The sequence below is a fragment of the Rhodococcus sp. MSC1_016 genome (assembly GCF_023667485.2).
Taxonomy (GTDB): Bacteria; Actinomycetota; Actinomycetes; order Mycobacteriales; family Mycobacteriaceae; genus Rhodococcus_F; species Rhodococcus_F oxybenzonivorans.
On sequence record NZ_JAMOZI020000001.1, the window covers coordinates 2654467 to 2681020 of the forward strand.

General features: G+C 66.2%; 24 protein-coding genes. 6 read left to right on the top strand and 18 right to left on the bottom strand.

From position 1 onward, the window contains the following. From L1080_RS12225 to infC, 14 genes are all read right to left on the bottom strand, one after another. Nucleotides 1-1200, bottom strand: a complete 1200-nt coding sequence (locus L1080_RS12225; RefSeq protein WP_109329432.1) for an argininosuccinate synthase — start codon at nt 1198-1200, stop codon at nt 1-3. Between the two features lie 47 nt (nt 1201-1247). Beyond that, a complete protein-coding gene (locus tag L1080_RS12230) occupies nt 1248-1766 on the bottom strand; it encodes an arginine repressor (protein ID WP_230990167.1) in 519 nt (172 codons plus the stop codon). After that, nucleotides 1763-2710: an ornithine carbamoyltransferase gene (gene argF, locus L1080_RS12235; protein ID WP_250774368.1), complete on the bottom strand. Its 948-nt coding sequence runs from the start codon at nt 2708-2710 to the stop codon at nt 1763-1765. Before argF ends, L1080_RS12230 begins: the two co-directional genes overlap by 4 nt. Further along, nucleotides 2707-3906 carry an acetylornithine transaminase gene (locus L1080_RS12240; RefSeq protein WP_159921891.1) on the bottom strand — a complete coding sequence of 400 codons (1200 nt, stop codon included), beginning with the start codon at nt 3904-3906 and terminating at the stop codon, nt 2707-2709. The genes argF and L1080_RS12240 overlap by 4 nt, the downstream gene beginning before the upstream one ends. Next, nucleotides 3903-4829: an acetylglutamate kinase gene (gene argB, locus L1080_RS12245; RefSeq protein WP_250774366.1), complete on the bottom strand. Its 927-nt coding sequence runs from the start codon at nt 4827-4829 to the stop codon at nt 3903-3905. The genes L1080_RS12240 and argB overlap by 4 nt, the downstream gene beginning before the upstream one ends. Further along, nucleotides 4826-6067 carry a bifunctional glutamate N-acetyltransferase/amino-acid acetyltransferase ArgJ gene (gene argJ, locus L1080_RS12250; protein WP_201453568.1) on the bottom strand — a complete coding sequence of 414 codons (1242 nt, stop codon included), beginning with the start codon at nt 6065-6067 and terminating at the stop codon, nt 4826-4828. Before argJ ends, argB begins: the two co-directional genes overlap by 4 nt. Then, nucleotides 6064-7119: an N-acetyl-gamma-glutamyl-phosphate reductase gene (gene argC, locus L1080_RS12255; RefSeq protein ID WP_159921889.1), complete on the bottom strand. Its 1056-nt coding sequence runs from the start codon at nt 7117-7119 to the stop codon at nt 6064-6066. Before argC ends, argJ begins: the two co-directional genes overlap by 4 nt. A gap of 63 nt (nt 7120-7182) precedes the next feature. Further along, a complete protein-coding gene (locus tag L1080_RS12260; protein WP_213572332.1) occupies nt 7183-7581 on the bottom strand; it encodes a hypothetical protein in 399 nt (132 codons plus the stop codon). A gap of 44 nt (nt 7582-7625) precedes the next feature. After that, nucleotides 7626-10112 carry a phenylalanine--tRNA ligase subunit beta gene (gene pheT, locus L1080_RS12265; protein WP_250774364.1) on the bottom strand — a complete coding sequence of 829 codons (2487 nt, stop codon included), beginning with the start codon at nt 10110-10112 and terminating at the stop codon, nt 7626-7628. A gap of 62 nt (nt 10113-10174) precedes the next feature. Next, complete coding sequence (gene pheS, locus L1080_RS12270) at nt 10175-11245, bottom strand: phenylalanine--tRNA ligase subunit alpha (protein WP_250774362.1); 1071 nt, start codon at nt 11243-11245, stop codon at nt 10175-10177. Between the two features lie 92 nt (nt 11246-11337). Then, nucleotides 11338-12147: a TrmH family RNA methyltransferase gene (locus L1080_RS12275; RefSeq protein WP_159921881.1), complete on the bottom strand. Its 810-nt coding sequence runs from the start codon at nt 12145-12147 to the stop codon at nt 11338-11340. Between the two features lie 38 nt (nt 12148-12185). Continuing rightward, entirely contained in the window at nt 12186-12575 is a 390-nt protein-coding gene (gene rplT / locus L1080_RS12280; protein WP_005247385.1) for a 50S ribosomal protein L20, read from the bottom strand. A gap of 64 nt (nt 12576-12639) precedes the next feature. Then, complete coding sequence (rpmI, locus tag L1080_RS12285; protein ID WP_109329424.1) at nt 12640-12834, bottom strand: 50S ribosomal protein L35; 195 nt, start codon at nt 12832-12834, stop codon at nt 12640-12642. A 59-nt stretch (nt 12835-12893) separates the two neighbouring features. Beyond that, complete coding sequence (gene infC, locus L1080_RS12290) at nt 12894-13634, bottom strand: translation initiation factor IF-3 (RefSeq protein WP_374434866.1); 741 nt, start codon at nt 13632-13634, stop codon at nt 12894-12896. Nucleotides 13635-13910: 276 nt separating this feature from the next. Between infC and L1080_RS12295 the strand changes: the two genes are divergently transcribed. After that, a complete protein-coding gene (locus tag L1080_RS12295) occupies nt 13911-14297 on the top strand; it encodes a DUF1844 domain-containing protein (RefSeq protein ID WP_230990166.1) in 387 nt (128 codons plus the stop codon). Between the two features lie 11 nt (nt 14298-14308). After that, the gene (locus L1080_RS12300) at nt 14309-15043 is read left to right on the top strand and encodes an alpha/beta fold hydrolase (protein WP_159921879.1); all 735 of its coding nucleotides are present in this window, start codon (nt 14309-14311) and stop codon (nt 15041-15043) included. 6 nt (nt 15044-15049) lie between these two features. Here the strand turns inward: L1080_RS12300 and uvrA are convergent, their stop codons facing one another. Next, nucleotides 15050-18070 carry an excinuclease ABC subunit UvrA gene (gene uvrA, locus L1080_RS12305; protein ID WP_250774360.1) on the bottom strand — a complete coding sequence of 1007 codons (3021 nt, stop codon included), beginning with the start codon at nt 18068-18070 and terminating at the stop codon, nt 15050-15052. Between the two features lie 152 nt (nt 18071-18222). Between uvrA and L1080_RS12310 the strand changes: the two genes are divergently transcribed. From L1080_RS12310 to L1080_RS12325, 4 genes are all read left to right on the top strand, one after another. Beyond that, on the top strand, nt 18223-18912 hold the full coding sequence (locus L1080_RS12310) for an MBL fold metallo-hydrolase (protein ID WP_159921877.1): 690 nt from the start codon (nt 18223-18225) through the stop codon (nt 18910-18912). 125 nt (nt 18913-19037) lie between these two features. Beyond that, nucleotides 19038-19976, top strand: coding sequence for a DoxX family protein (locus tag L1080_RS12315; protein ID WP_159921875.1), 939 nt, complete (start codon nt 19038-19040; stop codon nt 19974-19976). A gap of 159 nt (nt 19977-20135) precedes the next feature. After that, the gene (locus L1080_RS12320) at nt 20136-22418 is read left to right on the top strand and encodes a HelD family protein (protein WP_159921873.1); all 2283 of its coding nucleotides are present in this window, start codon (nt 20136-20138) and stop codon (nt 22416-22418) included. A 50-nt stretch (nt 22419-22468) separates the two neighbouring features. Next, nucleotides 22469-22801 carry a DUF732 domain-containing protein gene (locus tag L1080_RS12325; protein ID WP_236603451.1) on the top strand — a complete coding sequence of 111 codons (333 nt, stop codon included), beginning with the start codon at nt 22469-22471 and terminating at the stop codon, nt 22799-22801. Nucleotides 22802-22816: 15 nt separating this feature from the next. On the opposite strand, the gene L1080_RS12330 is transcribed toward L1080_RS12325, so the two are convergent. From L1080_RS12330 to uvrB, 3 genes are all read right to left on the bottom strand, one after another. Then, complete coding sequence (locus L1080_RS12330) at nt 22817-23269, bottom strand: universal stress protein (RefSeq protein ID WP_109329417.1); 453 nt, start codon at nt 23267-23269, stop codon at nt 22817-22819. Nucleotides 23270-23467: 198 nt separating this feature from the next. Beyond that, nucleotides 23468-24340, bottom strand: a complete 873-nt coding sequence (locus L1080_RS12335) for an SCO6745 family protein (RefSeq protein WP_250774352.1) — start codon at nt 24338-24340, stop codon at nt 23468-23470. 22 nt (nt 24341-24362) lie between these two features. Continuing rightward, nucleotides 24363-26525: an excinuclease ABC subunit UvrB gene (uvrB, locus tag L1080_RS12340; protein WP_109329415.1), complete on the bottom strand. Its 2163-nt coding sequence runs from the start codon at nt 26523-26525 to the stop codon at nt 24363-24365. Nucleotides 26526-26554 lie beyond the last annotated feature (29 nt).

Consider the following 26554-nt stretch of genomic DNA (forward strand, 5'->3'; position numbering starts at 1 on the left):
CTACAGGCCCAGATCGCGCTTCGCGGCGACCTTCGAGGACAGACCGTGGATCTGCACGAACCCCTTGGCGAACGACTGGTCGAAGGTGTCGCCCTCGTCGTAGGTGGCCAGGTTGAAGTCGTAGAGCGACTGGTTGCTCCGGCGGCCGTTGACGATGATCGCGCCGCCGTGCAGAACCAGGCGGATGTCACCCGAGACGCGCTCCTGGGTCTTCGCGATGAAAGTGTCCAGTGCCACCTTCAGCGGCGAGAACCACAGGCCGTCGTAGACCAGCTCGCTCCAGCGCTGTTCCGTCTGCCGCTTGTAGCGGCCGAGTTCGCGTTCCTGCGTGACGTGCTCGAGTTCCTGGTGCGCATTGATCAGCACCATGGCGCCCGGAGCCTCGTAGATTTCGCGGCTCTTGATGCCCACCAGCCGGTCTTCCACGACGTCGAGGCGACCGACCCCCTGAGCGCCGGCGCGACGGTTCAGTTCCTGGATCGCTTCGAGGACCGACACCGGCTTGCCGTCGATCGCGACGGGGCGGCCTTCCTCGAAGCTGATGATCAGTTCGTCCGGGGCCTGCCAGTTGACGGTCGGGTCCTGGGTGTAGTCGTAGACGTCCTTGGTCGGTGCATTCCACAGATCCTCGAGGAAGCCGGTCTCGACCGCGCGGCCCCACACGTTCTGATCGATCGAGAACGGGGACTTCTTCGAGACATTGATCGGGATCTCGTTCTCCTCGGCGAACGCGATGGCCTTCTCACGGGTCCAGGCATAGTCGCGAACGGGCGCGATCACGTCGAGGTCCGGGGCCAGCGAACCGAACCCGACCTCGAAGCGGACCTGGTCGTTGCCCTTGCCGGTGCAGCCGTGTGCGACGGTGGTGCCGCCGTAGGCGCGGGCCGCGTCGACGAGATGCTTGACGATCAACGGGCGGCTGATCGCCGACACCAGGGGGTAACGATCCATGTACAGGGCGTTGGCCTGGATGGTCGGGAGGCAGTACTCGTCGGCGAATTCGTCCCGTGCATCCACCACGACCGACTCGACCGCGCCGCAGTCGAGCGCACGCTGGCGCACGACCTCCATGTCCTCGCCGCCCTGGCCGAGATCGATGGCGACAGCAACAACTTCCTTGCCCGTCTCCTTGCCGATCCAGCTGATGGCGACTGAGGTGTCCAGCCCGCCCGAGTAGGCGAGTACGACGCGATCGGCCATGGTCCTTGTGCTCCTTAGGTTGAAGATCTGTAGAGATGATTCAGTTGTCAGGCGAGGGATTCGATCTTCGCCGCGAGTTCCGCCCCGGTCAGCGGCTCACGGGCCACCACGAGAAGGGTGTCGTCGCCGGCTACGGTTCCCACGACGTCAGGTAATGATGCCCGATCGAGTGCACTCGCCAGATAGTGCGCCGCCCCGGGAGGCGTTCGCAGCACCGCCAGGTTGCCACTCGAGTCCGTGGACACCAGCAACTCCCCCAGCAATCGCGCCAATCTGTCCGTTCCGCCCGAGACTCCGCGCACCGGGTTCCCGTCCTCGGGTACCACGTACACGCCGGCGCCACCGTCGGCCGCGCGCAGCTTGACGGCCCCGAGTTCTTCGAGGTCACGGGAGAGCGTGGCCTGGGTGGCGTCGATCCCTTCGGCGGCCAGCAGGGACGCGAGCTCGGTCTGGCTGCGGACCGGGTTGGTCGAGAGGATCGCCACGATCCGGGCCTGACGCCCTGCCCGCGTCGGCGCGGTCGCCGCGTTGGTGGCACCCACTCGATGTGGCGGAACCGGACTCACGGACGATCCCCGGATCGTTGTGCGAGAAGCCACACCAGAAGCGCCTTCTGCGCGTGAAGCCGGTTCTCGGCCTCGTCCCACACCACGCTCTGCGGTCCGTCGAGCACAGCGTCGGTGATCTCCTCCCCGCGGTGGGCGGGAAGGCAGTGCAGAACCACAGCTTCGGAATCGGCTCGCGCGAGCAGTGCCTCGTCGACCTGGAAAGGGCGGAACGGTCCGACTCTGTCGAGCCCGTCGTTCTCCTGTCCCATCGACGTCCACGTGTCGGTCACGAGTGCGTCCGCGCCCGCGACCGCCGAGTGCGCATCGCCCGTAAGCGTGATCGTGGCACCGGTCTCGGCCGCGCGTGCCCGCGCCACCTCGACTACCCACGGCAACGGCGCGAATCCGTCCGGGCTGGCGATCGTGACGTCGACGCCCGCGGTGACTCCGCCGAGCATGAGGGAGTGGGCCATGTTGTTGGCGCCGTCCCCGAGGTAGGTCAGTTTCAGACCCTTCAACGATCCCTTCCGCTCGGCCAGTGTCTGGAGGTCGGCCAAGACCTGACAGGGATGGAACTCGTCGGACAGGGCGTTCACGATCGGAATGCTCGCCCCGGAGGCCATCGACTCCAGGCGCTTCTGCCCGAACGTCCGCCAGACGACTGCGTCGACGTACCTCGACAGCACCCGGCCGGTGTCCTGGAGTGTCTCCTCGCGGCCGAGCTGGGTGCTGCGTCCGTCGACCACCACTGCGTGGCCGCCCAGTTGGGTGATGCCCATCTCGAACGAAAACCGGGTACGGGTGGAGTTCTTTTCGAAGATGACGCCGACACCGCGCGGGCCTTCGAGCGGGCGCTCCGCGAAGGGATCCTTCTTGAGCCGGGCTGCGAGGTCGAGAACCTCGGCCTGCTGGGCAGGGGTCAGGTCGTCGTCCCGTAGGAAGTGTTTCACCACGATCGTCACTGCTTTCCCGGCTGAGCGGCCGATTGCGCGTTGTCGAGGATTGCGGGCAGTGCCGCAACGAAGCCTTCGGCCTGATCGTCGGTCAGCACCAGCGGTGGAGCCAACCGGATGACACCGGGCTGTGCAGCATTGAGCAGGTAACCGGCCTCGCGCGCCGCGTTCTCCACTGCGGGTGCGACGTCCCGGGTGAGGACGATGCCGAGCAGCAACCCAGCGCCGCGGACGTGGTCGACCAAGGGGTGTCCGAGCCCCTCGATACCCGCAGACAGCGACTTCCCGAGTGCGTCGGCGCGGGAGACGAGGTCTTCCTCGGCGATCGTGCGGAGCACGGCGAGCGCCGCGGACGCGCACACCGGATTCCCGCCGAAGGTGGTGCCGTGTTTACCGGGACCGAACAGATCTGCGGTCGCGCCCGTGGCGATACAGGCGCCGATCGGCATTCCCCCACCGAGTCCCTTTGCCAGCGTCATGACGTCGGGAATGATGCCGACGGACTGATGGGCATAGAACCAACCCGTCCGGCCGATCCCGGTCTGCACCTCGTCGAGCACCAGCAGCGCACCGCGGTCCGCGGTGATCTTCCTTGCACCGACCAGATACCCCTCCGGAGGAACGACGACGCCGCCCTCACCCATCATGGGTTCGAGGAAGACCGCCGCGGTGTCTTCGTCGACGGCGCGGTCCAGCGCATCGAGATCGCCGTACGGCACGTGCTCGACACCGGGCGGCATCGGTTCGAACGGGGCACGCTTGGCTGCCTGCCCGGTGAGCGCCAGCGCGCCCATGGTGCGGCCGTGGAAGGAGTTCTCCGCGGCGATGATCTTGGAGCGACCTGTCGCGCGGGCGAGCTTGAAAGCCGCCTCGTTGGCCTCGGTCCCCGAATTGCACAGGAAGACCCGGCCGGGTGCGCCCAGGTGCGAGAGCAATTCCTCCGCCAGGGCGATCGCGGGTTCGCTGGCATAGAGGTTGGACACATGTCCCAGCGTCGACAGCTGGTGGGTGACCGCCTCGATGATCGCCGGATGCGCGTGTCCGAGGATGTTGACAGCGATGCCGGCGAGAAGGTCGACGTACTGCTTACCTTCCGCGTCCGTCAGCACGGCACCGCGGCCGCCCGTCAGCGCGACCCGGGGGACGCCGTACGTGTTCATCAGCGCGCCCGACCACCGCTGCTGAAGTTCCGGAGTTCCGGTCATGACACAACTCCCTCGGTAGATGACGACGGTGTCGGGGTCACCATGGTTCCGATGCCCTCACCGGTGAAGAGTTCGAGCAGCACCGAATGTGGGATGCGCCCGTCGACCACGTGCGCGGTGGGTACACCGCCGCGGACAGCCCGGAGGCAGGCCTCCATCTTCGGCACCATTCCGGCGTCGAGACTCGGCAAGAGCTGGGCCAGCGCCGCAGCGTCGATCTGCGTGGCCAGCGAATCCCGATCCGGCCAGTTGGTGTACAACCCCTCGACATCGGTGAGGACGACCAGCTTCTCGGCACCGATCGCCTCGGCGAGCGCCGCTGCCGCCGTGTCGGCGTTGATGTTGTGCACCACGCCGTCCGAATCGGGCGCGATGGTGGAGACCACCGGTATCCGGCCGGCATGGATCAGGTCGAGCACCGCGTCCGGACTGACCGTCGTGACGTCACCGACGAGGCCGATGTCGGTGGGATTCCCGTCGACCATCACGGTGCGCTTGGTCGCAGTGAACAGGTGGGCGTCCTCGCCGGAAATGCCGACCGCGTAGGGCCCGTGCGCATTGATCAGCCCCACGAGTTCGCGGCCGACCTGGCCGAACAACACCATCCGTACCACGTCCATCACCTCGGGCGTGGTGACCCGGAATCCACCCTTGAATTCGCCGGTCATTCCGAGCTTGGCAAGCATGGCATTGATCTGGGGTCCGCCGCCGTGCACGACGACCGGGTGGATTCCCACCGTGCGGAGAAACGCCATGTCGGCCGCGAACGCCGTCTTCAGTGCGTCGTCGATCATGGCGTTGCCGCCGTACTTCACGACCACGACCTTGCCACGGAACTGCTGCAGCCACGGCAGGGCCTCGGCGAGCACGTGTGCCTTCTGGTGATCGGTGATTCCGACCAGTGTTTCGCTGCCCGGGGTCATGACGAGTACGCCGAGTTCTCTTCGACGTAGGCGTGTGAGAGGTCCGTGGTCCGGATGGTCACGGCATGCGCGCCGACACCCAAGTCGATGTCGAGGGCGATGTCGACACCGCTCAGGTCCACGTCACGGGCGCCGGGCGCACCGACCCCGTCGATACAGACCGGGGACCCGTTGAACGAGACCGCGATCTTGTCCGGGTCCAACTCGATCGGTGCGATACCGATGGCGGCGAGCACACGCCCCCAGTTGGGGTCGGAGCCGAAGATTGCCGTCTTGACAAGGCTGTCGCGGGCCACGGTTCGGGCACCGATCAGGGCGTCGTTCTCGCTTGCGGCTCCACGGACGGTGACGCGCACCCGTTTGGTGACTCCCTCCGCGTCGGCCATCATCTGGTCTGCGAGGTCGTCACACACCGCGGTGACCGCGGCATCGAGTTCCGCCTGGCTGGGGGCGACGTTGCTCGCACCCGACGCCAAGAGCAGCACAGTGTCGTTGGTCGACGTCGCACCGTCGACATCGAGGCGGTCGAAAGTCACGCGGGTGGCCGCGCGCAGAGCCGCATCGAGCTGGGCGGCGGTGGCCACCGCATCGGTGGTGATGACGCAGAGCATGGTGGCCAGCGCGGGGGCGAGCATGCCGGCGCCCTTCGCCATCCCGCCGACATTCCACTTGTCAGCGTGGTGCAGGGCTGACTGTTTCGGAACGGTGTCGGTGGTCATGATGGCGTATGCCGCGTCCGTGCCACCCGAGATGCCGCCGGCCAGTTCGTGCACCGCCTCGGTGACGCCGGGAAGAAGCTTGTCCATGGGCAGCCGGTCGCCGATCAGACCCGTCGAGCACACCGCGACCTCGACCGCGCCGGTCTCGGTTCCCCAGTTACTGAGCGCGGACGCGACTTCCTCGGCCGTCCTGTGCGTGTCCTGGAATCCGCCGGCGCCAGTACAAGCGTTGGCCCCACCGGAGTTGAGTACGACTGCGCGCAGCCGGCCCGTCGTCAGGACTTGCTGTGACCACAGCACCGGGGCAGCCTTGACCTTGTTGGTGGTGAACACCCCCGCAGCTGCGAGCTCGGGACCTTCGTTGAGCACGAGCGCGAGATCGGCGTTTCCGTTGGCCTTGATGCCCGCTTTGATCCCCGACGCCCGGAACCCGGCCGGACCGGACACCCCTTGGGTGCGGACGAGTTTGCCGCCCGCGATGTCGCGGGTGTAGGCGGTGTCGATTCTGTCGTTGCTCACGGTGCGACTCCCACTGTCGAAAGCCCGGCGGTCTCGGGTAACCCGAGCGCGAGATTCATCGATTGCACGGCCCCTCCGGCGGTGCCCTTGGTCAAATTGTCGATCACGGCGACAACGACGAGCTGACCGGCGTCCGCATCGACTGCGACAGCGATCTGAACGGCGTTGGACCCGGTGACCGCGCCCGTCTGCGGCAGCATTCCCGCCGGAAGCACGTGCACGAAAGGTTCGTCGGCGTAGGCCTTTTCGTAGATCGCCCGAATTTCGTCCTCGGATGCGGTGGTCACTGCGGTGCAGGTGGCGAGGATGCCGCGGGGCATCGGCGCCAGCACGGGGGTGAACGACACGGTGACCCGTTCACCTGCGAGTGCGGACAGGTTCTGAATGATCTCCGGAGTGTGCCGGTGTACGCCGCCGACTCCATAGGCGCGCACCGAGCCCATCACCTCGGAGCCGAGTAGATCCGCCTTGGGTGCGCGGCCCGCACCGGACGCCCCGGTGACCGCGACGATCGTGACACGTGGTTCCACGACACCGGCCGCGACGGCGGGGGCAAGCGCCAGGCTCGACACCGTCGGGAAGCAGCCCGGAACGGCGATCCGTGTCGCGCCCGTAAGCTTTTCGCGCGCACCGGGTAGCTCGGGAAGTCCGTAGGGCCAGCTGCCGGCATGTGGGCTCTTGTAGTACCGCTCCCAGTCGTCGGCGTCGGAGAGCCGGAAGTCGGCGCCGCAGTCGATGATCACGGTGGATTCGGGCAGGGCCTTCGCGTATTGCGCCGAATTGCCGTGGGGCAAACCGAGGAAGACGACATCGTGGCCGCTGAGAGTCTCGACTGTGGTGTCCTCGAGAATGCGGTCGGCGAGCGGGAGGAGATGCGGGTGATGTGAGCCGAGACTCGATCCGGCGCTACCGCCGGCGGTGAGCGCGCCGATGAGGAGGGACCCGTCGGCGTAGGACGGGTGCCCCAGCAGCAGACGCAACACCTCGCCTCCGGCGTATCCGCTCGCGCCGGCGACGGCAATCCTGATCGGTTTTCCCGCGTGCTCAGTCATACGATTGATTATGCATCATCATGCAAGCTAATTCACGTCTGGGTCACCCCGAGCCGTGGTCGGTCACTGCTTGCCGAGTGACCGCCTGATCTCATCCAGTTTGGCCTTGCCGGCTTTCTTCCGCGCTTCCCACTGTTCGTCCACCGATCGGCCGGACGGGCTTTCGTGCGCCAATTCCGCCGACCCGATCGCCGTACCGACCCGCTCCTCGATCCGATCCCGCACACGATCGAACGTCGGGACGCCCCCCGCGGTGTAGTCGGGCTCGGGCAACCGCGGAGTGGTGTCCGGGACGATCTCCGCGGTGACGGGGTCTTCCGTCGGGACCGCGCTTCCGACGTCGACGGCGGCGAGGAGTGCCCCGAGGCCGGGGCGACCGGCGGCGACTGCCCGCACCACCGCGAGGAACTCGGCGTCGGTCAGCTCACTCGCCGCTGCTACGACGTCGCGCACTTCGGCCATCTGTCCCGCTCCTCACGCCCCCGCTGTGGTTCCCAGGCTACGGGTCAGCTGCGCAATTCGGCACCCACCGAGGCTGCGGCGGCCGCGACCGCAGCGTCGCGGGCTGCACTCGCCTCGTCCTCGGTCAGCGTGCGGTCCGCTCCGCGGAACCGGAGCGCGAAGGCGAGCGACTTCCGTCCGGGCCCGACCTGGTCCCCCTCGAAGACATCGAACAGACGGATGTCCTCGAGAAGTTCACCGCCACCCGAACGCAGAGCCTCTTGCACGGTGGCCGCGGGCACGGCGGCATCGACGACGACCGCGACGTCCTGAAGCACAGCAGGGAACGGCGACACCTTCGGGGCGGGGAGATTCTCCACGAGCGGAAGGGCGTCGAGGTCGATTTCGACAGCGCACGTGCGCGGCGGCAACCCCGCCCGCTCGAGGACAGCGGGGTGAAGCTCACCGGCATGCCCGACGACGACCCCGTCGAGCACCAACTCCGCGCCGCGTCCCGGGTGCCACGGTAAATACTGCGTTGCGCGGAACTCGAGTTCGACTCCTGCTGCGGACGCGACTGCGCGAGCGGCAGCGAATGCATCACTCGCTTCGGCGGGGCGACCCGGACCCCAGGGTCCGCTCGGTTCGCGCATCCCGGTGAGCACGGCTCCGACGTGTACCGGCTGCGCCGGCAGCGACTGCAGCAACTCGGCGATCTCGTCGTCCGTCGGCCGGCGATCGACCGGGAGGACACCGACCGGCTTCGTGTCGGGACCGGGCAACACGACCTGGGCGATACCGAACAGCGACAGGTCGCGCTGGCCGCGGGAGACGTTGCGAGCAAGAACCTCGAGGAGCCCGGGCAACAGGGTCGTCGCCAACTCCGGGCGGTCCGACTCGAGCGGGTTGAGCACCCTGACGGTGTTTCGGCGCGGATCTTTCGGGTCCAGTCCCCACGAGTCGAAGACGGCAGCGGGAAGGAATACCGGCGGAAGCACCTCGACGTATCCGGAGAAGGCGAGCGCCCGGCCGACGGCGCGCTTGCGGCGCTGGGCGGGTGTCAATCCGCGGCCGGCAGGCGCCGCGGGAAGCACCGACGGGATCTGCTCGAGCCCCTCGAGACGCAGTACCTCCTCGACGAGGTCGGCGGGCTGGACGAGGTCGGGCCGCCACGAGGGCGGGGTGGCCACCAACTGCCCGTGCCCACCGTCGCTGACGCCGACTTCTACGTCGCAACCGATCTGCGTCAGCCTGCGTGCCGCCGTGCCGTTCGGGTAGGTCACCCCGGCGACGCGGTCCGGCAGGTCGATGTCCATCCGGATCGGCGCTGTGCCGGTGACCCCACCGACATCGGTGAGGACCGGCTCGATACGTCCGCCGGCGATCTCGATCAGTAACGACGCCGCGCGGTCGAGGGCGGCCACAGGGATCCGAGGGTCGACCACGCGCTCGAATCGCTTGCTCGCCTCGCTGGACAACTTGTGCCGACGTGCCGTCTTGAACACCGCAAGCGGATTCCAGGTGGCCGCTTCGAGGAGGATGTCGGTGCTCGCGGAGTTGACCTCGGTGGTCGCTCCACCCATGACACCGGCGAGCGAGATGACGCCGGAGTCGTCGGCGATGACGACGTCCTCGGGGTCGAGGACCCGCTCGACCTCGTCCAGGGTGGTCAATTTCTCGCCGTCCACCGCTCGGCGCACCACGAGGTCGCCGCTGATCTTTGCGGCATCGAATGCGTGTAGTGGCTGACCCAACTCGAGCAACACGTAGTTGGTGACGTCGACGGCCGGCGAAATAGGCCGGACCCCCGACAGCAACAGGCGTCGCTGCAGCCACCACGGGCTGGCCGCCGTCGGATCGATACCCGTGACCCGCCGTGCGGCGAACCGGGTGGCCTGCGTGTCGGGGTCGACGCGCACGGGCCATGCCTCGCCCTCGGCGGGATGTGCCGGCACCACCGCAGGGTCGAGGTACTCGAGATCGAACCCACACGCGAGTTCACGGGTCAGCCCGCGCACCGAGAAGCAGTAACCACGGTCCGGCGTGATGTTCAGCTCGATGATGGTGTCGTCCAGACCCAGCAGAGCATTCGCGTCGGCACCCGGAGCCGCGGCCCCCGGCTCGAGTACCAGAATTCCCGAGTGGTCCTTGCCGATGCCGAGTTCGGCGACCGAGCAGATCATTCCGTCGGAAACCTGGCCGTACGTCTTGCGGGACGCAATCGCGAAGCCGCCCGGAAGCACTGCGCCGGGAAGTGCGACGATCACCAGATCGCCCTCCGCGAAGTTACGGGCACCGCACACGATGCCCTGCGGTTCCGGCCGACCGACGTCGACTTTGCAGAAGCGGATGGGCTTCTTGAACTCGGTGAGCTCGGTGATCTCGACAACCTTGCCGACGACGAGCGGGCCGTCGACGGCCTCGAGGCGATCGACCTCCTCCACCTCGAGACCGACGCGGACGAAGCCCGCGTCCAACTCCTCCGCGGTGACGCCCCACCCCGGGGTGGCACGCTGCAGGATCTCGGTCAGCCAGGATTGCGCTACTCGCACGTCTGCTCAGCTCTCTCGTTCGTGAAATGTCGTGACTGTGGACGGATGCGGCGCGATCGCGCTCAGCCCTGGACGCCGAAGGGCAGCGTGAACCGCACGTCACCCTCGACGATGTCGCGCATGTCCGGGATGCCGTTCCGGAACTGCAGCGTGCGTTCGAGACCCATACCGAACGCGAAGCCGCTGTACACGTCGGGGTCGATCCCGCAGGCGCGCAACACGTTCGGGTTGACCATCCCGCAGCCACCCCACTCGACCCAACCGGCGCCGCCCTTCTTGTTCGGGAACCAGACATCCACCTCCGCGGAGGGTTCCGTGAAGGGGAAGTAGTTGGGACGCATCCGGGTTCGGGTGTCCGAGCCGAACAGCGCCCGGGCGAAGGCGTCGAGCGTGCCCCGCAGGTGGGCCATCGTGAGGCCCTTGTCGACGGCGAGGCCCTCAACCTGATTGAAGACAGGGGTGTGCGTGGCGTCGAGTTCGTCGGTGCGGAAGGTTCGTCCGGGGCAGACCACATAGATGGGAAGTTCCCGGGAGAGCATCGTGCGCACCTGAACCGGCGACGTATGCGTGCGCAGTACCTGACGCGACCCCTCCGGGGCGATGTGGAACGTGTCCTGCATCGTCCGCGCGGGGTGGTCGGGAAGGAAGTTGAGCGCGTCGAAGTTGAAGTGCTCGGTTTCTACTTCCGGGCCTTCGGCGACCTCCCAGCCCATACCCACGAACACGTCCGCGACCTGTTCGGAGATGATGCTGATCGGGTGCCGGGCCCCTACCGGCTGACGCTGCGACGGCAGCGTGACGTCGATGGCCTCGGCGACGAGCACTGCGGCATCACGTTCGGCCAGCAGCACGGCGCGCCGATCGTCGAAGGCCGCGCTGATCCGGGTGCGGGCGACGTTGACGCGCTTCCCTGCGTCGGCCTTCTCCTTGCCCGGAAGGGCTCCGAGTCCACGGCGAGCGAGGGCGATGGGCGACTTGTCACCCATGTGGTCGACTTTCGCCTTGGCGAGGTCGTCCAGGTTCGCGGCGGCGGAGAATGCTTTCTCGGCGTTTTCCGCTGCCGCAGTCAAGGCCTCTTCGGTGAGCGCACTCGCATCGACCTCGGGTGACGCAGCGCCCTCTTTTTTAGCCACGACCGGTGCCACTCCTTCAGTTCTTCTCGGCAGACTCTCGACGAGCCGAAACGGCTCCTCGGGAGAATCCTATGCGATCGAAAATTTCGGTTTCAGCTGTCGGTTCGCGTGCGGTTCTGGACCCGCGCACTCGAGTACAGGCAGATAGCTGCCGCGGTCGCCAGATTCAGGCTCTCGGCACGGCCGTGGATCGGGATGCGCACCCGGTGATCCGCCCTCGCCGCCACGTGCACGTCGAGGCCGTGGGCCTCGTTCCCGAACAACCACGCCGTCGGGCGCGACAACAGGTCGTCGGCGTCGTCGAGGTCTACTTCACCGTCCGCCGCGGTGGCCAGCAACTGAATGCCTGCCGCGCTGATCGCGTCCAGAACAAGAGCCGTATTCCGTTCACGCACCAGCGGAAGATGGAACAAGCTGCCCGCGGACGCGCGAACGCACTTCCCGTTGTGCGGGTCGACGCTGTCGCCCGCCAGAATGGCAGCGTCTGCACCCACCGCATCGGCTACCCGGATAACTGTCCCTGCATTGCCCGGTTCTGCCACCGCGACCGGGACCGCGAGTAGCCGCGTGCCTGGACCCACCGCCTCCGACAGCGGAACGTCGAGGAGGTCACAGACGGCGACCAGTCCGGGTGGAGTGACCGTATCGCTGAGACCACGCACCGCCCGGTCCGTCACCAGCGACGTCCGAACTCCGATGGTTTCGGCCCGGCCGATCAACTCGGCGTACCGCTGCAGCGCGTCCTCGGTGTAGAACAGATCGTGCACGGCGCGGGTACCCAGCGCCTCCCCCACCGCGTTCTCCCCCTCCACGAGGAAGCGCCCTGCCTTGCGCCGTTCCGCCGTACGCAGGAGCTTCACAGCAGAAACGACCCGCGGGGTGCGCTCGGTGAGCGGGTCCACGGGTCGTTTCCGGTCTGCTGAACTGCGGGGTGCGAGACTCAGGCTGCTTCTCCGGCCGGAGCGTTCACATCAGCCGGGAGCGCTGCCTTGGCGAGAGCCACGAGACCGGCGAACGCAGCGGCGTCCGACACGGCGAGCTCGGCCAGGTTCTTACGGTCCACCTCGATCTCGGCAAGACGCAGACCCTGGATCAGACGGTTGTACGTGATGTCGTTCGCACGTGCAGCAGCGTTGATACGCGTGATCCACAGCTTGCGGAAGTCGCCCTTGCGCGCACGACGGTCACGGTAGGCGTAGGTCAGCGAGTGGAGCTGCTGTTCCTTGGCCTTGCGGTACAGACGTGAGCGCTGTCCGCGGTAGCCGCTGGAGGCTTCGAGAATCGAACGACGCTTCTTCTGGGCGTTTACCGCCCTCTTTACGCGTGCCACTGAAAAATCCTGTCAATCTTGGGGCGGCTAGCTGCCCCGGGTGGTCAGTAAAAGGGGTGTCGACTCAGATGTCGAGCAGGCGCTTGATGCGCGGGGTGTCAGCCTTGCTGACGACAGCCGTGCCATCGAGGCGACGAGTCACCTTGGTGGGCTTGTGCTCGAGCAAGTGGCGGCGACCGGCCTTCTGGCGCAGGATCTTTCCGGTGCCGGACACCTTGAATCGCTTCGCGGTGCCGCTGTGGGTCTTCGACTTGGGCATGGAGTCCTCAGTTCTGTGTTTCCGGATCTGAACATCCGGATCGTGCTGGTGGAGTCGGACTAGCTGGTGGGCGCTTCGCCGGGCGCACTTCCGCCCGCCGGCTCCGACGGCGCCTGTTCGGCCGGCGCCGGAACTGCACGCTGAGCCGGAGGCGCTGCTGCGCTTTCCTGCGCCTTGACGCGTGTCTTCGCGCCCTTGTGCGGAGCGAGCACCATCGTCATGTTCCGGCCGTCCTGCTTGGCGGACGTCTCGACGAACCCGAGATCGGCAACGTCTGCACCGAGACGCTGCAGCAACCGGAAGCCGAGTTCCGGCCGCGACTGCTCACGTCCACGGAACATGATGGTGACCTTGACCTTGGACCCGGCCTCGAGGAAGCGAACGACATTCCGCTTCTTGGTCTCGTAGTCGTGATCGTCGATCTTCGGACGGAGCTTCTGCTCCTTGATGACCGTGAGCTGCTGGTTCTTCCGCGACTCACGCGCCTTCTGCGCTGCCTCGTACTTGAACTTGCCGTAGTCCATGATCTTGCAGACCGGCGGGCGAGCGTCGGGGGCCACCTCGACCAGGTCGAGATCGGCCTCGAGGGCCAAGCGGAGTGCATCTTCAACACGCACGATGCCAACCTGTTCACCTCCGGGTCCGACGAGGCGGACCTCGGGAACTCGGATGCGATCGTTGATGCGGGTCTCAGTGCTGATGGGGCCTCCTAGGTTGAACGGTCTGGTCTCGAGACCGCCAGCAGCCCGTACGCCCGGATTCCCAACAAAAAAAGCCCCGCTGCGGTGAGAATTCACCATGCGGGGCCCGATGTCGACCGATCAGACAATCTCACGGCTTGCGCCGCTCCACCATCTCCTCGCGTGAGGAACCTGAATCGAGGCACGCCTCGAAGCAGGTGACCGGACCACTGAACTGCAGTTTCACTGCCGCGCAGAGGTGGGAGTCGGACTCCACTTGCTGCCCCCGACAAAATCCGAAGGCGGTCGTTGGGTCAAGGGTAACATTTGCGCACCTCGTCGGCTAATCGACACCGGTGCGTTGCGGGTGAACGCCGAGATGGAAAGCTCTTCCGCATGACGCAGAACTCCGACGACGCCCTTACCGGCGGTGGCCTGAATGACAACGGGGACCAGAATACCGAAGTGCGTGAGCTGGCCGAAGTGCCCGCAGTCGAGGTGATCAGCCGCGCAGCAGTCATGCTGATGAGTTCGGCGGCCGAAAAGCTCGGCCTGTCGGATCCGGACCCCGAGTCCAGTCCGCACCTCGACCTCGACGAGGCGCGGCGCGTCATCACCGCACTCGCCGGCCTGGTCACTGCCTCGATCGAATACCTCGGACCGCACGCCGGACCCATCCGCGAGGGATTGCAGGCACTGCAGCGCGCATTCCGTGAGGCTTCGTCGCATCCCGACGAACCCGGCAAGGGTCCCGGCGAGAAGTACACCGGCCCGGTGTACTGAGGGGCGAGGCGATGACAACTTCCGCTCCCACGCAGGCGCACATCGTCCTTGTTCCCGGTTTCTGGCTCGGCGCGTGGGCCTGGGAGTCGGTCGCGGCCGACCTGCGGGACCGCGGCCATCATGTGACGGCCGTGACACTGCCGGGACTCGACTCGGTCGATACGGATCGCAGCGGCATAGGCCTCGATGATCACATCTCAGCGGTAGCCGGCGCGGTCGCAGCCACACCAGCGTCGGAGCGGGCAGTCCTCGTCGCCCACAGCGGTGCAGGTCCGGTGGCCTACGCCGTGACTGATCGCATCCCGGACGCGCTGGCGCGAGTCATCTACGTCGACTCAGGTCCTCTTCAGGACGGCGCAGCCCTGCGGAACGACCTCGATCCGTCAGCCACGGAGCTTCCGCTGCCCGGCTGGTCGGAGCTGGAAGTCGAGGGCAACAGTCTGGAGGGACTGGACGAGGCCATGCTCGAGACATTCCGCAGTCGAGCCGTGCCCGAACCCGCAGGGCCCGCCAGGGCCACGTTCGCACTGAGAAACAGCCGCCGCCTGGAGGTGCCCACCACAGTGATCTGCACCAGCTTCCCGTCCGAGGCCATCCGGCAGCTGGCCGGCGTGGGCCACCCAATGGCCGCCGAACTGGGCCGGATCACAAACGTCGACTACGTCGACCTTCCCACCGGCCACTGGCCGATGTGGTCGCGGCCGGCCGACCTCGCCGAGGAGATCGACGCGGCCGCCGCTCGATAGTCGACGTCAGCCCACTGCCGCGGTGTTCTTCGGTGCCCGCTTCCGCGACGTCACCGACTTCACCGCAGTGGTGGCTTTCGCGGAACCGGCCTTCGGCGAGGCCGGGGATTTCGCCGAAGCAGCTTTCGCCGACTTGCCCTCTCTGGCCGGCTTCTTCTTCTGCGCAGGTGTCACCGCGAGAACGCTGTCGAGGAACTTTCCGGTGTAGCTCTCGGGGACCTGAGCCACCTCTTCCGGGGTGCCCTGGGCCACCACCGTTCCCCCGCCGGATCCACCTTCCGGTCCCATGTCGACCACCCAGTCGGACGTCTTGATCACGTCGAGATTGTGCTCGATGACGATGACGGTGTTGCCCTTGTCGACCAACCCGTTGACGACCCCGAGCAGCTTGCGGATGTCCTCGAAGTGCAGACCAGTCGTGGGCTCGTCGAGGATGTACACCGTGCGCCCCGTCGACCGCTTCTGCAGTTCCGCGGCGAGCTTCACGCGCTGCGCCTCACCCCCGGACAACGTGGGTGCCGGCTGACCGAGGCGCACATACCCGAGTCCGACCTCCACAAGCGTCTTCAAGTAGCGATGGATCGAGGTGATCGGCTGGAAGAAGTCCGCGGCTTCCTCGATGGGCATGTCGAGCACTTCGGCGATGGTCTTGCCCTTGTAGTGCACTTCGAGGGTCTCCCGGTTGTACCGCGCGCCGTGGCACACCTCGCACGGAACGTAGACGTCGGGCAGGAAGTTCATTTCGATCTTCAGGGTGCCGTCGCCGGAGCATGCCTCGCACCGACCGCCCTTGACGTTGAACGAGAATCTGCCGGGCTGGTATCCGCGCACTTTCGCTTCGGTCGTGGACGCGAACAGAGTGCGGATCTTGTCGAACACGCCGGTGTACGTGGCCGCGTTCGATCGCGGTGTGCGTCCGATCGGCGACTGGTCGACCTGCACCAGCTTGTCGAGCTGATCGAGCCCGTTGATGCGGGTGTGACGACCGGGCACCTGCCGCGCACCGTTGAGTTTGTTGGCCATGACGGTGGCAAGAATGTCGTTGACGAGTGTCGACTTGCCGGAGCCGGAGACACCGGTGACCGCCGTGAGCACACCCAGCGGGAAGCTCACATCGATACCGCCGAGGTTGTGTTCCCGCGCGCCGATGACGGTGACCTGGCGTTTGCGGTCCACGGGACGCCGAATGGCCGGAACCTCTATGTGGCTGCGGCCCGACAGGTAGGCGCCGGTCAGCGACTCCTCGCACTCGAGCAGTTCCTCGTACGGGCCACTGTGGACGACCTTGCCTCCGTGTTCACCGGCGAGCGGGCCGATGTCGACGACCCAGTCCGAGGTCCGGATGGTGTCCTCGTCGTGCTCGACCACGATGAGAGTGTTGCCGAGGTCCCGCAGACGCGTAAGGGTCTCGATGAGTCGACGGTTGTCGCGCTGATGCAGGCCGATGGACGGCTCGTCCAGCACGTACAGCACACCCACCAGGCCGGAGCCGATCTGCGTCGCTAGCCGGATGCGCTGCGCTTCACCACCGGACAGCGTGCCTGCGGCACGCGCGAGGGACAGGTATTCGAGTCCGACGTCGAGGAGGAATCCGAGACGGGCCTGAACTTCCTTCAGCACCTGACCGGCGATTGCTTCCTCACGACTGCCCAATGTCAGGCTGTTGAGGAAATCGGCACAATCGGAGATCGACAGCTCACACACTTCAGCGATCGACTTCTTGCCGAACTTCTCGCTCGCAATGGTGACGGAGAGAATTTCCGGACGCAGGCGTGCGCCGGCACACGCGGGACACGGTGTGTCGCGCATATAGCCGTCGTACCGCTCCTTCATCTGATCCGACTCGGTCTGGTCGAGGCGGCGGTGCAGGAAGGGCATGACCCCTTCGAACTCGGCGTAGTACGAACGGGTACGCCCGTACCGGTTCTTGTACCGGACGTGCACCTGCTCCTCGCTACCCTCGAGGATGGCTCGGCGCGCCTTCGCCGGAAGCTTGTTCCACGGCGTCTTCATATCGAAGCCGAGGATGTCTCCCAAGCCGGACAACAGCCGTCCGAAGTACTCGGAACTCTGCCCCATCGACCAGGGTGCGATGGCGCCGTCCTCGAGAGACAACTCGGGGTCCGGCACGACAAGGTCGGGGTCGACTTCCTTGCGGATGCCGAGACCGGTGCATTCCGGGCAGGCACCGTACGGGGAGTTGAACGAGAAGGAACGCGGCTCGAGGTCGTCGATGGACAGGGCATGGCCGTTGGGGCATGCGAGCTTCTCCGAAAAACGGCGTTCACGATCGGCGGCATTTTCTTCGCGATCGACGAAGTCGAGCACGACGATGCCTTCGGCGAGCCGCAGTGCCGTCTCGACGGAATCGGTGAGGCGCTGCTTGGAACTGGCCTTGACGGTGAGACGGTCGACGACCACCTCGATATCGTGCTTTTCCTGCTTCTTCAGCTTCGGCGGATCGGTGAGCGGATACACCACCCCGTCTACCCGCACACGCGAATAACCCTGGACGTTCAGTTGATCGAAGAGGTCGACGAACTCACCCTTGCGGGTGCGGACCACCGGAGCGAGTACCTGAAAGCGGATGCCCTCTTCCATGTCGAGCACCTGGTCGACGATCTGCTGCGGCGTCTGCCGGGCGATCTGCTCACCACACACCGGGCAGTGAGCCGTGCCTGCCCGCGCGTAGAGGAGTCGAAGGTAGTCGTAGACCTCGGTGATCGTGCCCACGGTGGAACGCGGGTTCCGGTTGGTCGACTTCTGGTCGATGGACACCGCGGGCGACAAGCCCTCGATGAAGTCGACGTCCGGCTTGTCCATCTGACCGAGGAACTGGCGTGCGTATGCCGACAGCGACTCGACATAGCGTCGCTGACCCTCGGCGAAGATCGTGTCGAACGCCAGGCTCGACTTACCAGAGCCCGACAAGCCGGTGAACACGATCAGGCTGTCGCGGGGTAGATCGAGATCGACCCCTCGCAGATTGTGCTCACGGGCACCCCGCACGATAAGGCGATCCGCCACTCCAATTCCCTTCATTGTTCGACGGCCGAGGACGCTGCGCGTTCGTCGGGTCCTCCAGCCGTGTCATGGTAAGCGCGGCCACCGACACGTTTCTGCCGGACGGATGGCCGCCTGCCACTCACCTGCCTGTATTCGACGGTAGCCTCCCCACCATGACCGAGCAGCCCATGGTGATAGAAGACTCGTATACCGGCCACGTCTCCCCCGGCTCGGCGCCTCGACGCCGGACCGTTCCCGGAGCCACGATCACGAAGATGTCCGTCGGCCCCATGGACAACAACGTGTACCTGGTCGTCTGTTCCGCGACCGGAAAATCGGTCCTGATCGACGCCGCCAACGAGGCCGAACGGCTCGAACAGTTGATCCGCGAACACGCACCCTCCCTCGAACTGATCGTGACGACCCACCAGCACGGTGACCACTGGCTCGCCCTCGAAGCGGTCACTACCGCGACCGGAGTACCCACGGCCGCCCATCCCCTCGATGCGGAAGCACTGCCGGTCCGGCCCGACCGTCTCCTCGACGACGGCGACACCCTGTCCATCGGTGAGGTCACCTTCGACGTGATCCACCTCGCGGGTCACACCCCCGGTTCGATCGCACTGGCGTTCGCGGAGGCGGGCAATGGACGCACTCACCTGTTCACCGGCGACTCACTCTTCCCCGGCGGAGTCGGCAAAACCGCTGATGCGGACATGTTCGCGTCGTTGCTGAACGATGTGGAGCAGAAGTTGTTCGCTCGCTATCCCGACGACACCGTCGTCTACCCCGGTCACGGCGACGACACCACCCTCGGTACCGAGCGTCCGCACCTCGGCGAGTGGCGCGACCGCGGTTGGTGAACCGCCCGACTGGGTACTGGGGAAGGGGCAGCCGGTCGGAAGTACAAGACTGTCGTACTCGGGACGGCTGCCTCGAACTCTCGTTAGTGTGAGACGGGAGAAACTCGATGATTGGGAGGCTAGGAATGCTTGTCCGTCGTATCGCTCGCCCACTGCTGTCGGCCGTGTTCATCAGCGGAGGGATCGATGCACTCCGAAATCCGGCACCGAGGGCCCAGGCCGCAGGTCCGCTGATCGACAAGTCGACCGAAACGCTTCCTGAGTCCGTCACACAGAAGATCCCGTCCGACCCGGAGACGCTGATCAAGATCAACGCAGCCGTGCAGATCGGCGGTGGTGTTCTGCTCGCCACGGGCAAGGCGCCTCGTCTCGCGTCCCTGGCGCTGGCCGGAAGCCTGATTCCCACGACGGTGGCGGGCCACGCCTTCTGGAACGAGACCGATCCGGCCGCGAAAGCTGCCCAGCGCACCCAGTTCCTCAAGAACGTCAGTTTGCTCGGTGGTCTGCTGATCGCCGCAGTCGACACGGAAGGCAAGCCGTCGCTGGGGTGGCGTGGGCGCCGCGCCGCACGAGCAGCCCAGGCCAGTGTGGCGGCTGCGCTTCCACTCGGATCGAGCGACGATCATCACGGACCTGAGATCGCCGAGGCTCTGGCCGCGGCGGCGGAGCGGGCCAGGGTGCTTTCCGGTGAAGCCGCGGAGCGCGGTTCCGACCTGCTGGAGATCGCCAAGGAACGTGTGACGCCCATCGCGAAGGTCGCGGCGGACCGCGGCGCGGAGTGGGTGGACGTTGCCAAGGACCGCGGCGCGGAGTGGGTCGACGTCGCCAAGGACCGCGGCGCGGAGTGGGTGGATGTCGCCAAGGACCGCGGCCCTGTGCTGGCCGAACTCGCTCGGGAGAAGGGTGCCGACTTGGCAACGGTGGCCGTAGAACGAAGCGAGGTTGCGGGCAAGGCCGCCCGCAAGCAGGCGGAAATCGCCCGTAAGCAGGCCGAAATCGCCCGCGAGAAGGCGGAGCTCGCGTTGGAGAAGGCGCGCGCCAAGAAGATCGATCTGACGCACTGACGTCATTCTGCGGCGTCGACGCCCGCCGCAGACCATCTGATCGGCCCCGGAGAATGCCCTGACCTGCGACATCGGCGGGAGCACTCCGGGGCCGACTAGACTGTCCAGGCACTTTTGCAGCCGCGCCGGATCTGCAGCCGAACCAGTCAAGGAGACCTCTTGCCCGACCAGGACACGTCACGCGACGAGCGCGAGCTCGAGCAGCAGTACGTGACGATGCTCTACCACCGACTGGACGGGCTTCGCGACTATGCGGCCACCCGGTTGAGCCGTGTTCTGCTCGAGACCGGCGGTACCCCCCAGGCACGCAGTGAGCGCGAATCGTTCAACCAGCTCTACACCGAGGACCTCGCCAAGTATGACGCCGCCGAAAACGGCCTCTGCTTCGGAAAGATCGATCTGGATGGAGAGCACCGTTACATCGGGCGTCTCGGCATCCTGGACGAGGAAAACGACTACGAGACCATGCTGCTCGATTGGCGTGCGCCTCTGGCGCGCCCGTTCTACCTCGCGACCCCCGCCGCACCCGATGGTGTGACGCGACGCCGCCACATCCGTACGCGAAGCAGACGCGTGACGGCGGTCAACGACGAGTACTTGGATCTCGCGGCCGCGGAGGCCGCCGGGACCGTCACCGGTTCCGACGGTGTCGCGGGTGAGAGCGCCCTGCTGGCCGCATTGAACGCTGCCCGCACCGGGCAGATGAACGACATCGTCGAGACCATCCAGGGTGAGCAGGACGCCATCATCAGGTCCGAGCACAAGAGCGTGCTCGTGGTGCAGGGCGGTCCCGGTACGGGAAAGACCGCTGTGGCCCTACATCGCGCCGCCTACCTTCTGTACACCTACCGTCAGCAGCTCGCGAAAGCCGGTGTCCTCATCATCGGCCCGAACGCCACGTTCCTCGACTACATCGGCCAGGTCCTGCCGTCGCTCGGTGAGACGGGCGTGCTGCTCTCCACTATCGGCGACCTCTACCCCGGTGTCCGTGCCACGCGCGAGGACAGTCTCGAGGCCGGAACGATCAAGGGCTCCCTCGACATTCTCGATGTGCTGAAGAAGGCGGTCCGGGACAGGCAGGAGGTGCCGGCGCGGCCGATCGAGCTGACCTTCGACACCTACCGAATCACGTTGGATCGCAAGGTGGTCACGCGTGCCCGTGGCCGGGCGCGGTCGTCGCGGCGTCCCCACAACCTGGCCCGGCCGATCTTCGTGTCGGCGGTGATCGACGCCCTCGCCCAGCAACTCGCCGACACGCTCGGCGCCAACGTCGTCGACGGCGGCAACCTCCTCAGCCGGGAGGACATCGCCGACATGCGCGATGAAATGCGTGAAGACCCGGACATCATGAGCGCGATCAGCGCTCTGTGGCCGGAGCTGACTCCGCAGCGGGTCCTCGCAGAGCTGTTCGCCTCGCCGAAGCGACTGGCCGACGCCGCGCCACAGTTGACCGAGACTCAACGCGCCGCATTGCACCGCACCGAGTCCGGAGGGTTCAGTGCGGCCGACGCACCGCTACTGGACGAACTCGCCGAACTCCTCGGAGTGGACGACGCCGCCGAACGGGAACGGGCGCGGCGGCAGTGGCGGGCTCAGATCGCCGATGCGCAGGGCGCACTCGACATTCTCACCGGTTCTGCGCCCCAGGATCTCGAAGACGAGTTGGATCCGGAAATCCTCATGGCCTACGACCTCATCGACGCGAGCCAGCTCGCCGAGAGACACGACGTAGGAGCACACCAGACGACGGCCGAGCGTGCGGCCGGTGACCGCACCTGGACCTACGGACACGTGATCGTCGACGAGGCGCAGGAGCTGTCCGAGATGGCCTGGCGCATGCTGATGCGTCGCATCCCGAATCGATGGATGACCCTGGTCGGTGACACCGCCCAAACAGGTGACCCCGCCGGAACATCCTCTTGGCAGCGGATATTGGAACCGTACGTTGCCCAACGCTGGAAGCTGACGGAGCTGACAGTCAATTACCGCACCCCGGCAGAGATCATGACAACGGCGCGCCGGGTGCTCGCCGAGATCGATACCGAGCAGACGGTACCGCGCTCGGTCCGGGAATCCGGCTTCGTGCCGTGGTCCCGAAACGTGGCCACGTCGGATGTGACGGACACGGTCCGCGCTTGTGTGGCAGAGGAAACCGGCCCTGGCACCACGGCCGTGATCGGGGATCACGGCCTCGTGTCGGCCCTCGCGGATCTTCGCTCCGATTCGGTGAGCGTCCTGACCGTGAAGGATGCCAAGGGCCTGGAGTTCGACTCGGTGCTGATCGTCGAACCGCAGAGCATCGTCGACGAGTCGCCGCGGGGAATGAACGACCTCTACGTCGCGCTCACCCGCGCCACTCAGCGTCTCGGGGTGGTCCACGCGCGGCCCCTGCCCGCGGCGTTGTCCGATCTGACACCCGCAACGGCGGCGAACCCGTCGTGACGTCGTTCGGGCGGAGCTTGCTGATCTGGTGCGCCTGTGCCCTCGGAACTGTGGCATTCAGCGCCTGCTCCCAGGCCACTGCCGCCGACGACACGTCGGCAAGCCCGGCAGCGACGACAACTGCGTCCAGCAGCCTCGACGCCCGTGGATTGCGGTATCAGCAGACATTGGTCGATGCTGGACTCCCCGCCATGCCGGCGGACACCGTCATGGCCATCGCCAACGGCGTCTGCGGGCAGCTGTCCCGGGGAACCGATGAGGCGACCATCATGGAGCACTTGACGCCGATGGCGCAGTTCGCCTCGGCCGCATCGGATACGCACCTGACCACCGAGCAGGTGGCGCGGGTATTCCTCGATGCGGCCGAGGCGAATTACTGCTGACTGATCAGGCGCCGCTCAGCGGACCGTGTGGACGATCAGAACGTCGGACGTGGACTTGCGGGCCGCATCCGAGGGAACGGAGCCGAGCAGTCGTCCGGTCAACGTGTTGAGGCCGCGGTTTCCGATCACCAGAAGCCCGCCGTCGACCTCGTCGACCAACGCGAGAAGGGACTCGACGGGCGCACCCACGACTGCGCGTTCCACGACATCCTTGGCCCCGGTGGCGTGGGCGCGCTCCTTCGCGGTACGCAGGATCTCGTATGTGGGCGCGGAACCGGTGATCTGGTAGGCCTCGTCGCCCAGCGCATCAGCCGCATGGCCGACGTCCTTGGGATCAGCCGGGTAGTACGCACACGCGATGATCAGCTTGGCGCCGGCGTCCCCCGCAATGGCAGCGGCCTTCTCGACGGCCCGAAATGACGACTCGGAGCCATCGGTTCCGACGACAACGGTCCGGTAGGCGCTCATTCATTCCTCCATGTCTGGGGTGGTCACTTGGCCGGGGCCCCGCACACGTCGTGTCCGGACCCAGCGGCCACTGCGCTGACCCTAGCGGTATCGGTGCGTACATAGGGGTATTTGCAGCACAAGCCACAACGCACCGCCCCCCTGCGTGATCAGTCACATTGCCGCGCTGTCCGCGTCTGTGACCTCCCCCGAGAGAAATCAGCTCGCGGTGCGGACCTTCGGACCGAACACTCCTGCGGGGAATACCCCGGCGGCCACGACGGTGTCGCGCCACGGCGTCGCGAGCTCGACCACGCGTGCCACCCCATCTTCACCGAGCGCCGCCCACGGTGTGAGCGCAATATCGTCGGTGAGATCCTCGATCAGATTGCGCAGGTCGCTGCCGTCCGCGGTGAGTTCACCCCGAGCGTCCAGCAACTCCCGATCACGAAGGCTGTCGCAGCCGGCGTTCCACTGGGCCTCGCTCCACCCGCGACGGGTCAGCGCGAACTTTTTCTGGAACCCGCGGCCCGTCGCGGTATGGGTGATCAGCGCCTCGAGCCCGCTCAGACCGGCGGTCTGCAACGCCGCGGTATGCCCGTCGCCGCGGTACTCGCGCAACACTGTCAGGGCATGCCAAAAGCTGAGATGCGGCGCCGACGGCCACTCCAACGCCGCGTAACCGGCGTAGAGCGGCCTGCCTTCGACCCCGGGGATGCCTCGCGCCGCGGTCGACAGCAGGTCGGCCGCCTCCGCCATCTCCGGTGACGCGATGACAGACTCCCCCAGCAGGCGGACATACGCCTCACCGACCGCACGGTAGCGAGCCTCGACGATCACGTGCGGCGCAGCCAGATCCCACGCCCGCGGGATCACCGCGGCGACGGCGTCGGGGCTGAAATTGAAGAAAGCGGCGGTGACGACCCCTGCGTTCACCGCACCCATGGGAGCCGCCCGACCGGCGAAGTAGCCCATCCGGCCCGGCTCCAACCCCACCTCGGCCAGTCGTACCCCGACCTCGGGTACGAAGTAGCTCAGGGAATGAAGCAACTCCAACGATCGAGCGGCTCGACCGGCGCTCTGTGCATCCATGAGTCAGACGGTACTGCCTCGGCTACTTCAGGCCCGCGGCGTCCATCCCACGCAACTCCTTCTTCAAGTCCGCGATCTCGTCGCGTAAACGTCCGGCAAGCTCGAATTGGAGGTCGCGTGCAGCGTTCATCATCTGATCCGTCAACTGCTTGACCAGGTCGGCCAGCTCGGCCCTCGGCATCGACTTGGTGTCGCGGCCTTCGTAGACGCCCGCACTGACCGCGCGGCCGGCTTCACCCTGGGCGCGGCGACCGCGCGAGGCGTTGCGTCCGGAACCACCCACGTCGACGCCGGCAGCGGTGTCCTCGGCCTCCTCGTACACCTGATCGAGGATGTCTGCGATCTTCTTGCGCAGCGGCTGCGGATCGACGCCCATCTTCTTGTTGTAGGCAATCTGCTTCTCGCGGCGCCGCTCGGTCTCCTCGATGGCGTGCTGCATCGAGTCGGTGATCTTGTCGGCATACATGTGGACCTGACCGGACACGTTACGAGCTGCGCGACCGATCGTCTGGATCAGACTCGTCGAGCTGCGCAGGAAGCCCTCCTTGTCGGCATCGAGGATCGCCACCAAGGACACCTCCGGCAGGTCGAGTCCCTCACGCAGAAGGTTGATACCGACGAGCACGTCATACTCACCGAGCCGTAACTGGCGGAGGAGTTCGACGCGACGCAGCGTGTCGATGTCCGAGTGCAGATACCGGACCCGGATACCGAGCTCGAGTAGGTAGTCGGTGAGGTCTTCCGACATCTTCTTCGTCAATGTCGTGACGAGCACCCGCTCGTCGCGGTCGGCCCGCTCCCGGATCTCGTGAACGAGGTCGTCGATCTGCCCCTTGGTGGGCTTCACCACCACCTCCGGGTCGACCAGACCGGTGGGACGGATCACCTGCTCGACGAACTCCCCGCCGGCCTGGCCCAGCTCGTACTTGCCGGGTGTCGCCGACAGGTACACCGTCTGCCCGATGCGCTGCGTGAATTCTTCCCACGTGAGCGGTCGGTTGTCGGTGGCCGAGGGGAGCCGGAATCCGAACTCGACGAGATTCCGTTTCCGGGACATGTCACCCTCGTACATCGCTCCGATCTGCGGCACGGTGACGTGCGACTCGTCGATGACGAGCAGGAAGTCCTCGGGAAAATAGTCGATGAGCGTGGCGGGAGCAGTGCCGGGGCCGCGTCCGTCGATGTGCCGCGAGTAGTTCTCGATTCCGGAGCAGAATCCGACCTGCTTGATCATCTCGAGGTCGTACTGGGTGCGCATCCGCAGCCGTTGCGCCTCGAGCAACTTTCCCCGGTTCTCGAGGTCGGCGAGGCGTTCCTCGAGTTCGGCTTCGATGTCTTTGACCGCCCGCTCCATCCGTTCGGGACCCGCCACGTAGTGGGTTGCCGGGAAGATGCGCACGGAGTCGACCTGCCGGACGACGTCGCCGGTCAGCGGATGCAGGTAGTACAGCGCTTCGATCTCGTCACCGAAGAATTCGATGCGGACGGCCAACTCCTCGTACGACGGAATGATCTCGACGGTGTCGCCCCGGACCCGGAAGGAACCACGGGTGAACGCCAGGTCGTTACGCGTGTACTGAACATCGACGAGAAGCCGGAGAAGCGCGTCGCGCGGAACCTCGACACCTACTTCGAGTTGCACCGACCGGTCGAGGTACGACTGCGGAGTGCCCAGGCCGTAGATGCACGACACCGAAGCCACGACCACCACGTCTCGACGGGAGAGCAGGCTCGACGTCGCGGAGTGGCGAAGGCGCTCGACGTCGTCGTTGACCGACGAGTCCTTCTCGATATAGGTGTCGGTCTGAGCGATGTACGCCTCGGGCTGGTAGTAGTCGTAGTACGACACGAAGTACTCGACTGCGTTGTGAGGAAGCATGTCGCGCAGTTCGTTGGCGAGCTGCGCCGCTAGAGTCTTGTTGGGCGCCATGACCAGCGTGGGGCGCTGCACTTTCTCGATGAGCCACGCCGTGGTGGCGGACTTGCCGGTACCGGTGGCGCCGAGCAGGACCACATCCTTCTCGCCCGCGTTGATCCGCTTCTCGAGTTCCGCGATTGCCGCCGGCTGGTCACCCGCGGGTTTGTGATCGCTGACGACCTCGAACCGCGCCTCCGACCGCTCGATCTCACCGATGGGTCGGAACTCGGAATGTGCTACCACCGGGTGCTCGGATGCAAACGCCATGTCACCAGGGTAAGCGCAGGGACCGACAA

Bases quoted from the DNA above. Each gene is read 5' to 3' on its own strand.
- L1080_RS12300 (WP_159921879.1), top strand. From the start codon at position 14,309: ATGACAACTTCCGCTCCCACGCAGGCGCACATCGTCCTTGTTCCCGGT.
- L1080_RS12260 (WP_213572332.1), bottom strand. From the start codon at position 7,581: ATGGCCGAAGTGCGCGACGTCGTAGCAGCGGCGAGTGAGCTGACCGAC.
- argC (WP_159921889.1), bottom strand. From the start codon at position 7,119: ATGACTGAGCACGCGGGAAAACCGATCAGGATTGCCGTCGCCGGCGCG.
- L1080_RS12310 (WP_159921877.1), top strand. From the start codon at position 18,223: ATGACCGAGCAGCCCATGGTGATAGAAGACTCGTATACCGGCCACGTC.
- L1080_RS12315 (WP_159921875.1), top strand. From the start codon at position 19,038: ATGCTTGTCCGTCGTATCGCTCGCCCACTGCTGTCGGCCGTGTTCATC.
- rpmI (WP_109329424.1), bottom strand. From the start codon at position 12,834: ATGCCCAAGTCGAAGACCCACAGCGGCACCGCGAAGCGATTCAAGGTG.
- L1080_RS12330 (WP_109329417.1), bottom strand. From the start codon at position 23,269: ATGAGCGCCTACCGGACCGTTGTCGTCGGAACCGATGGCTCCGAGTCG.
- L1080_RS12295 (WP_230990166.1), top strand. From the start codon at position 13,911: ATGACGCAGAACTCCGACGACGCCCTTACCGGCGGTGGCCTGAATGAC.
- L1080_RS12225 (WP_109329432.1), bottom strand. From the start codon at position 1,200: ATGGCCGATCGCGTCGTACTCGCCTACTCGGGCGGGCTGGACACCTCA.
- infC (WP_374434866.1), bottom strand. From the start codon at position 13,634: ATGGTGAATTCTCACCGCAGCGGGGCTTTTTTTGTTGGGAATCCGGGC.
- L1080_RS12335 (WP_250774352.1), bottom strand. From the start codon at position 24,340: ATGGATGCACAGAGCGCCGGTCGAGCCGCTCGATCGTTGGAGTTGCTT.
- L1080_RS12240 (WP_159921891.1), bottom strand. From the start codon at position 3,906: ATGACCGGAACTCCGGAACTTCAGCAGCGGTGGTCGGGCGCGCTGATG.
- argB (WP_250774366.1), bottom strand. From the start codon at position 4,829: ATGACCCCGGGCAGCGAAACACTGGTCGGAATCACCGATCACCAGAAG.
- uvrB (WP_109329415.1), bottom strand. From the start codon at position 26,525: ATGGCGTTTGCATCCGAGCACCCGGTGGTAGCACATTCCGAGTTCCGA.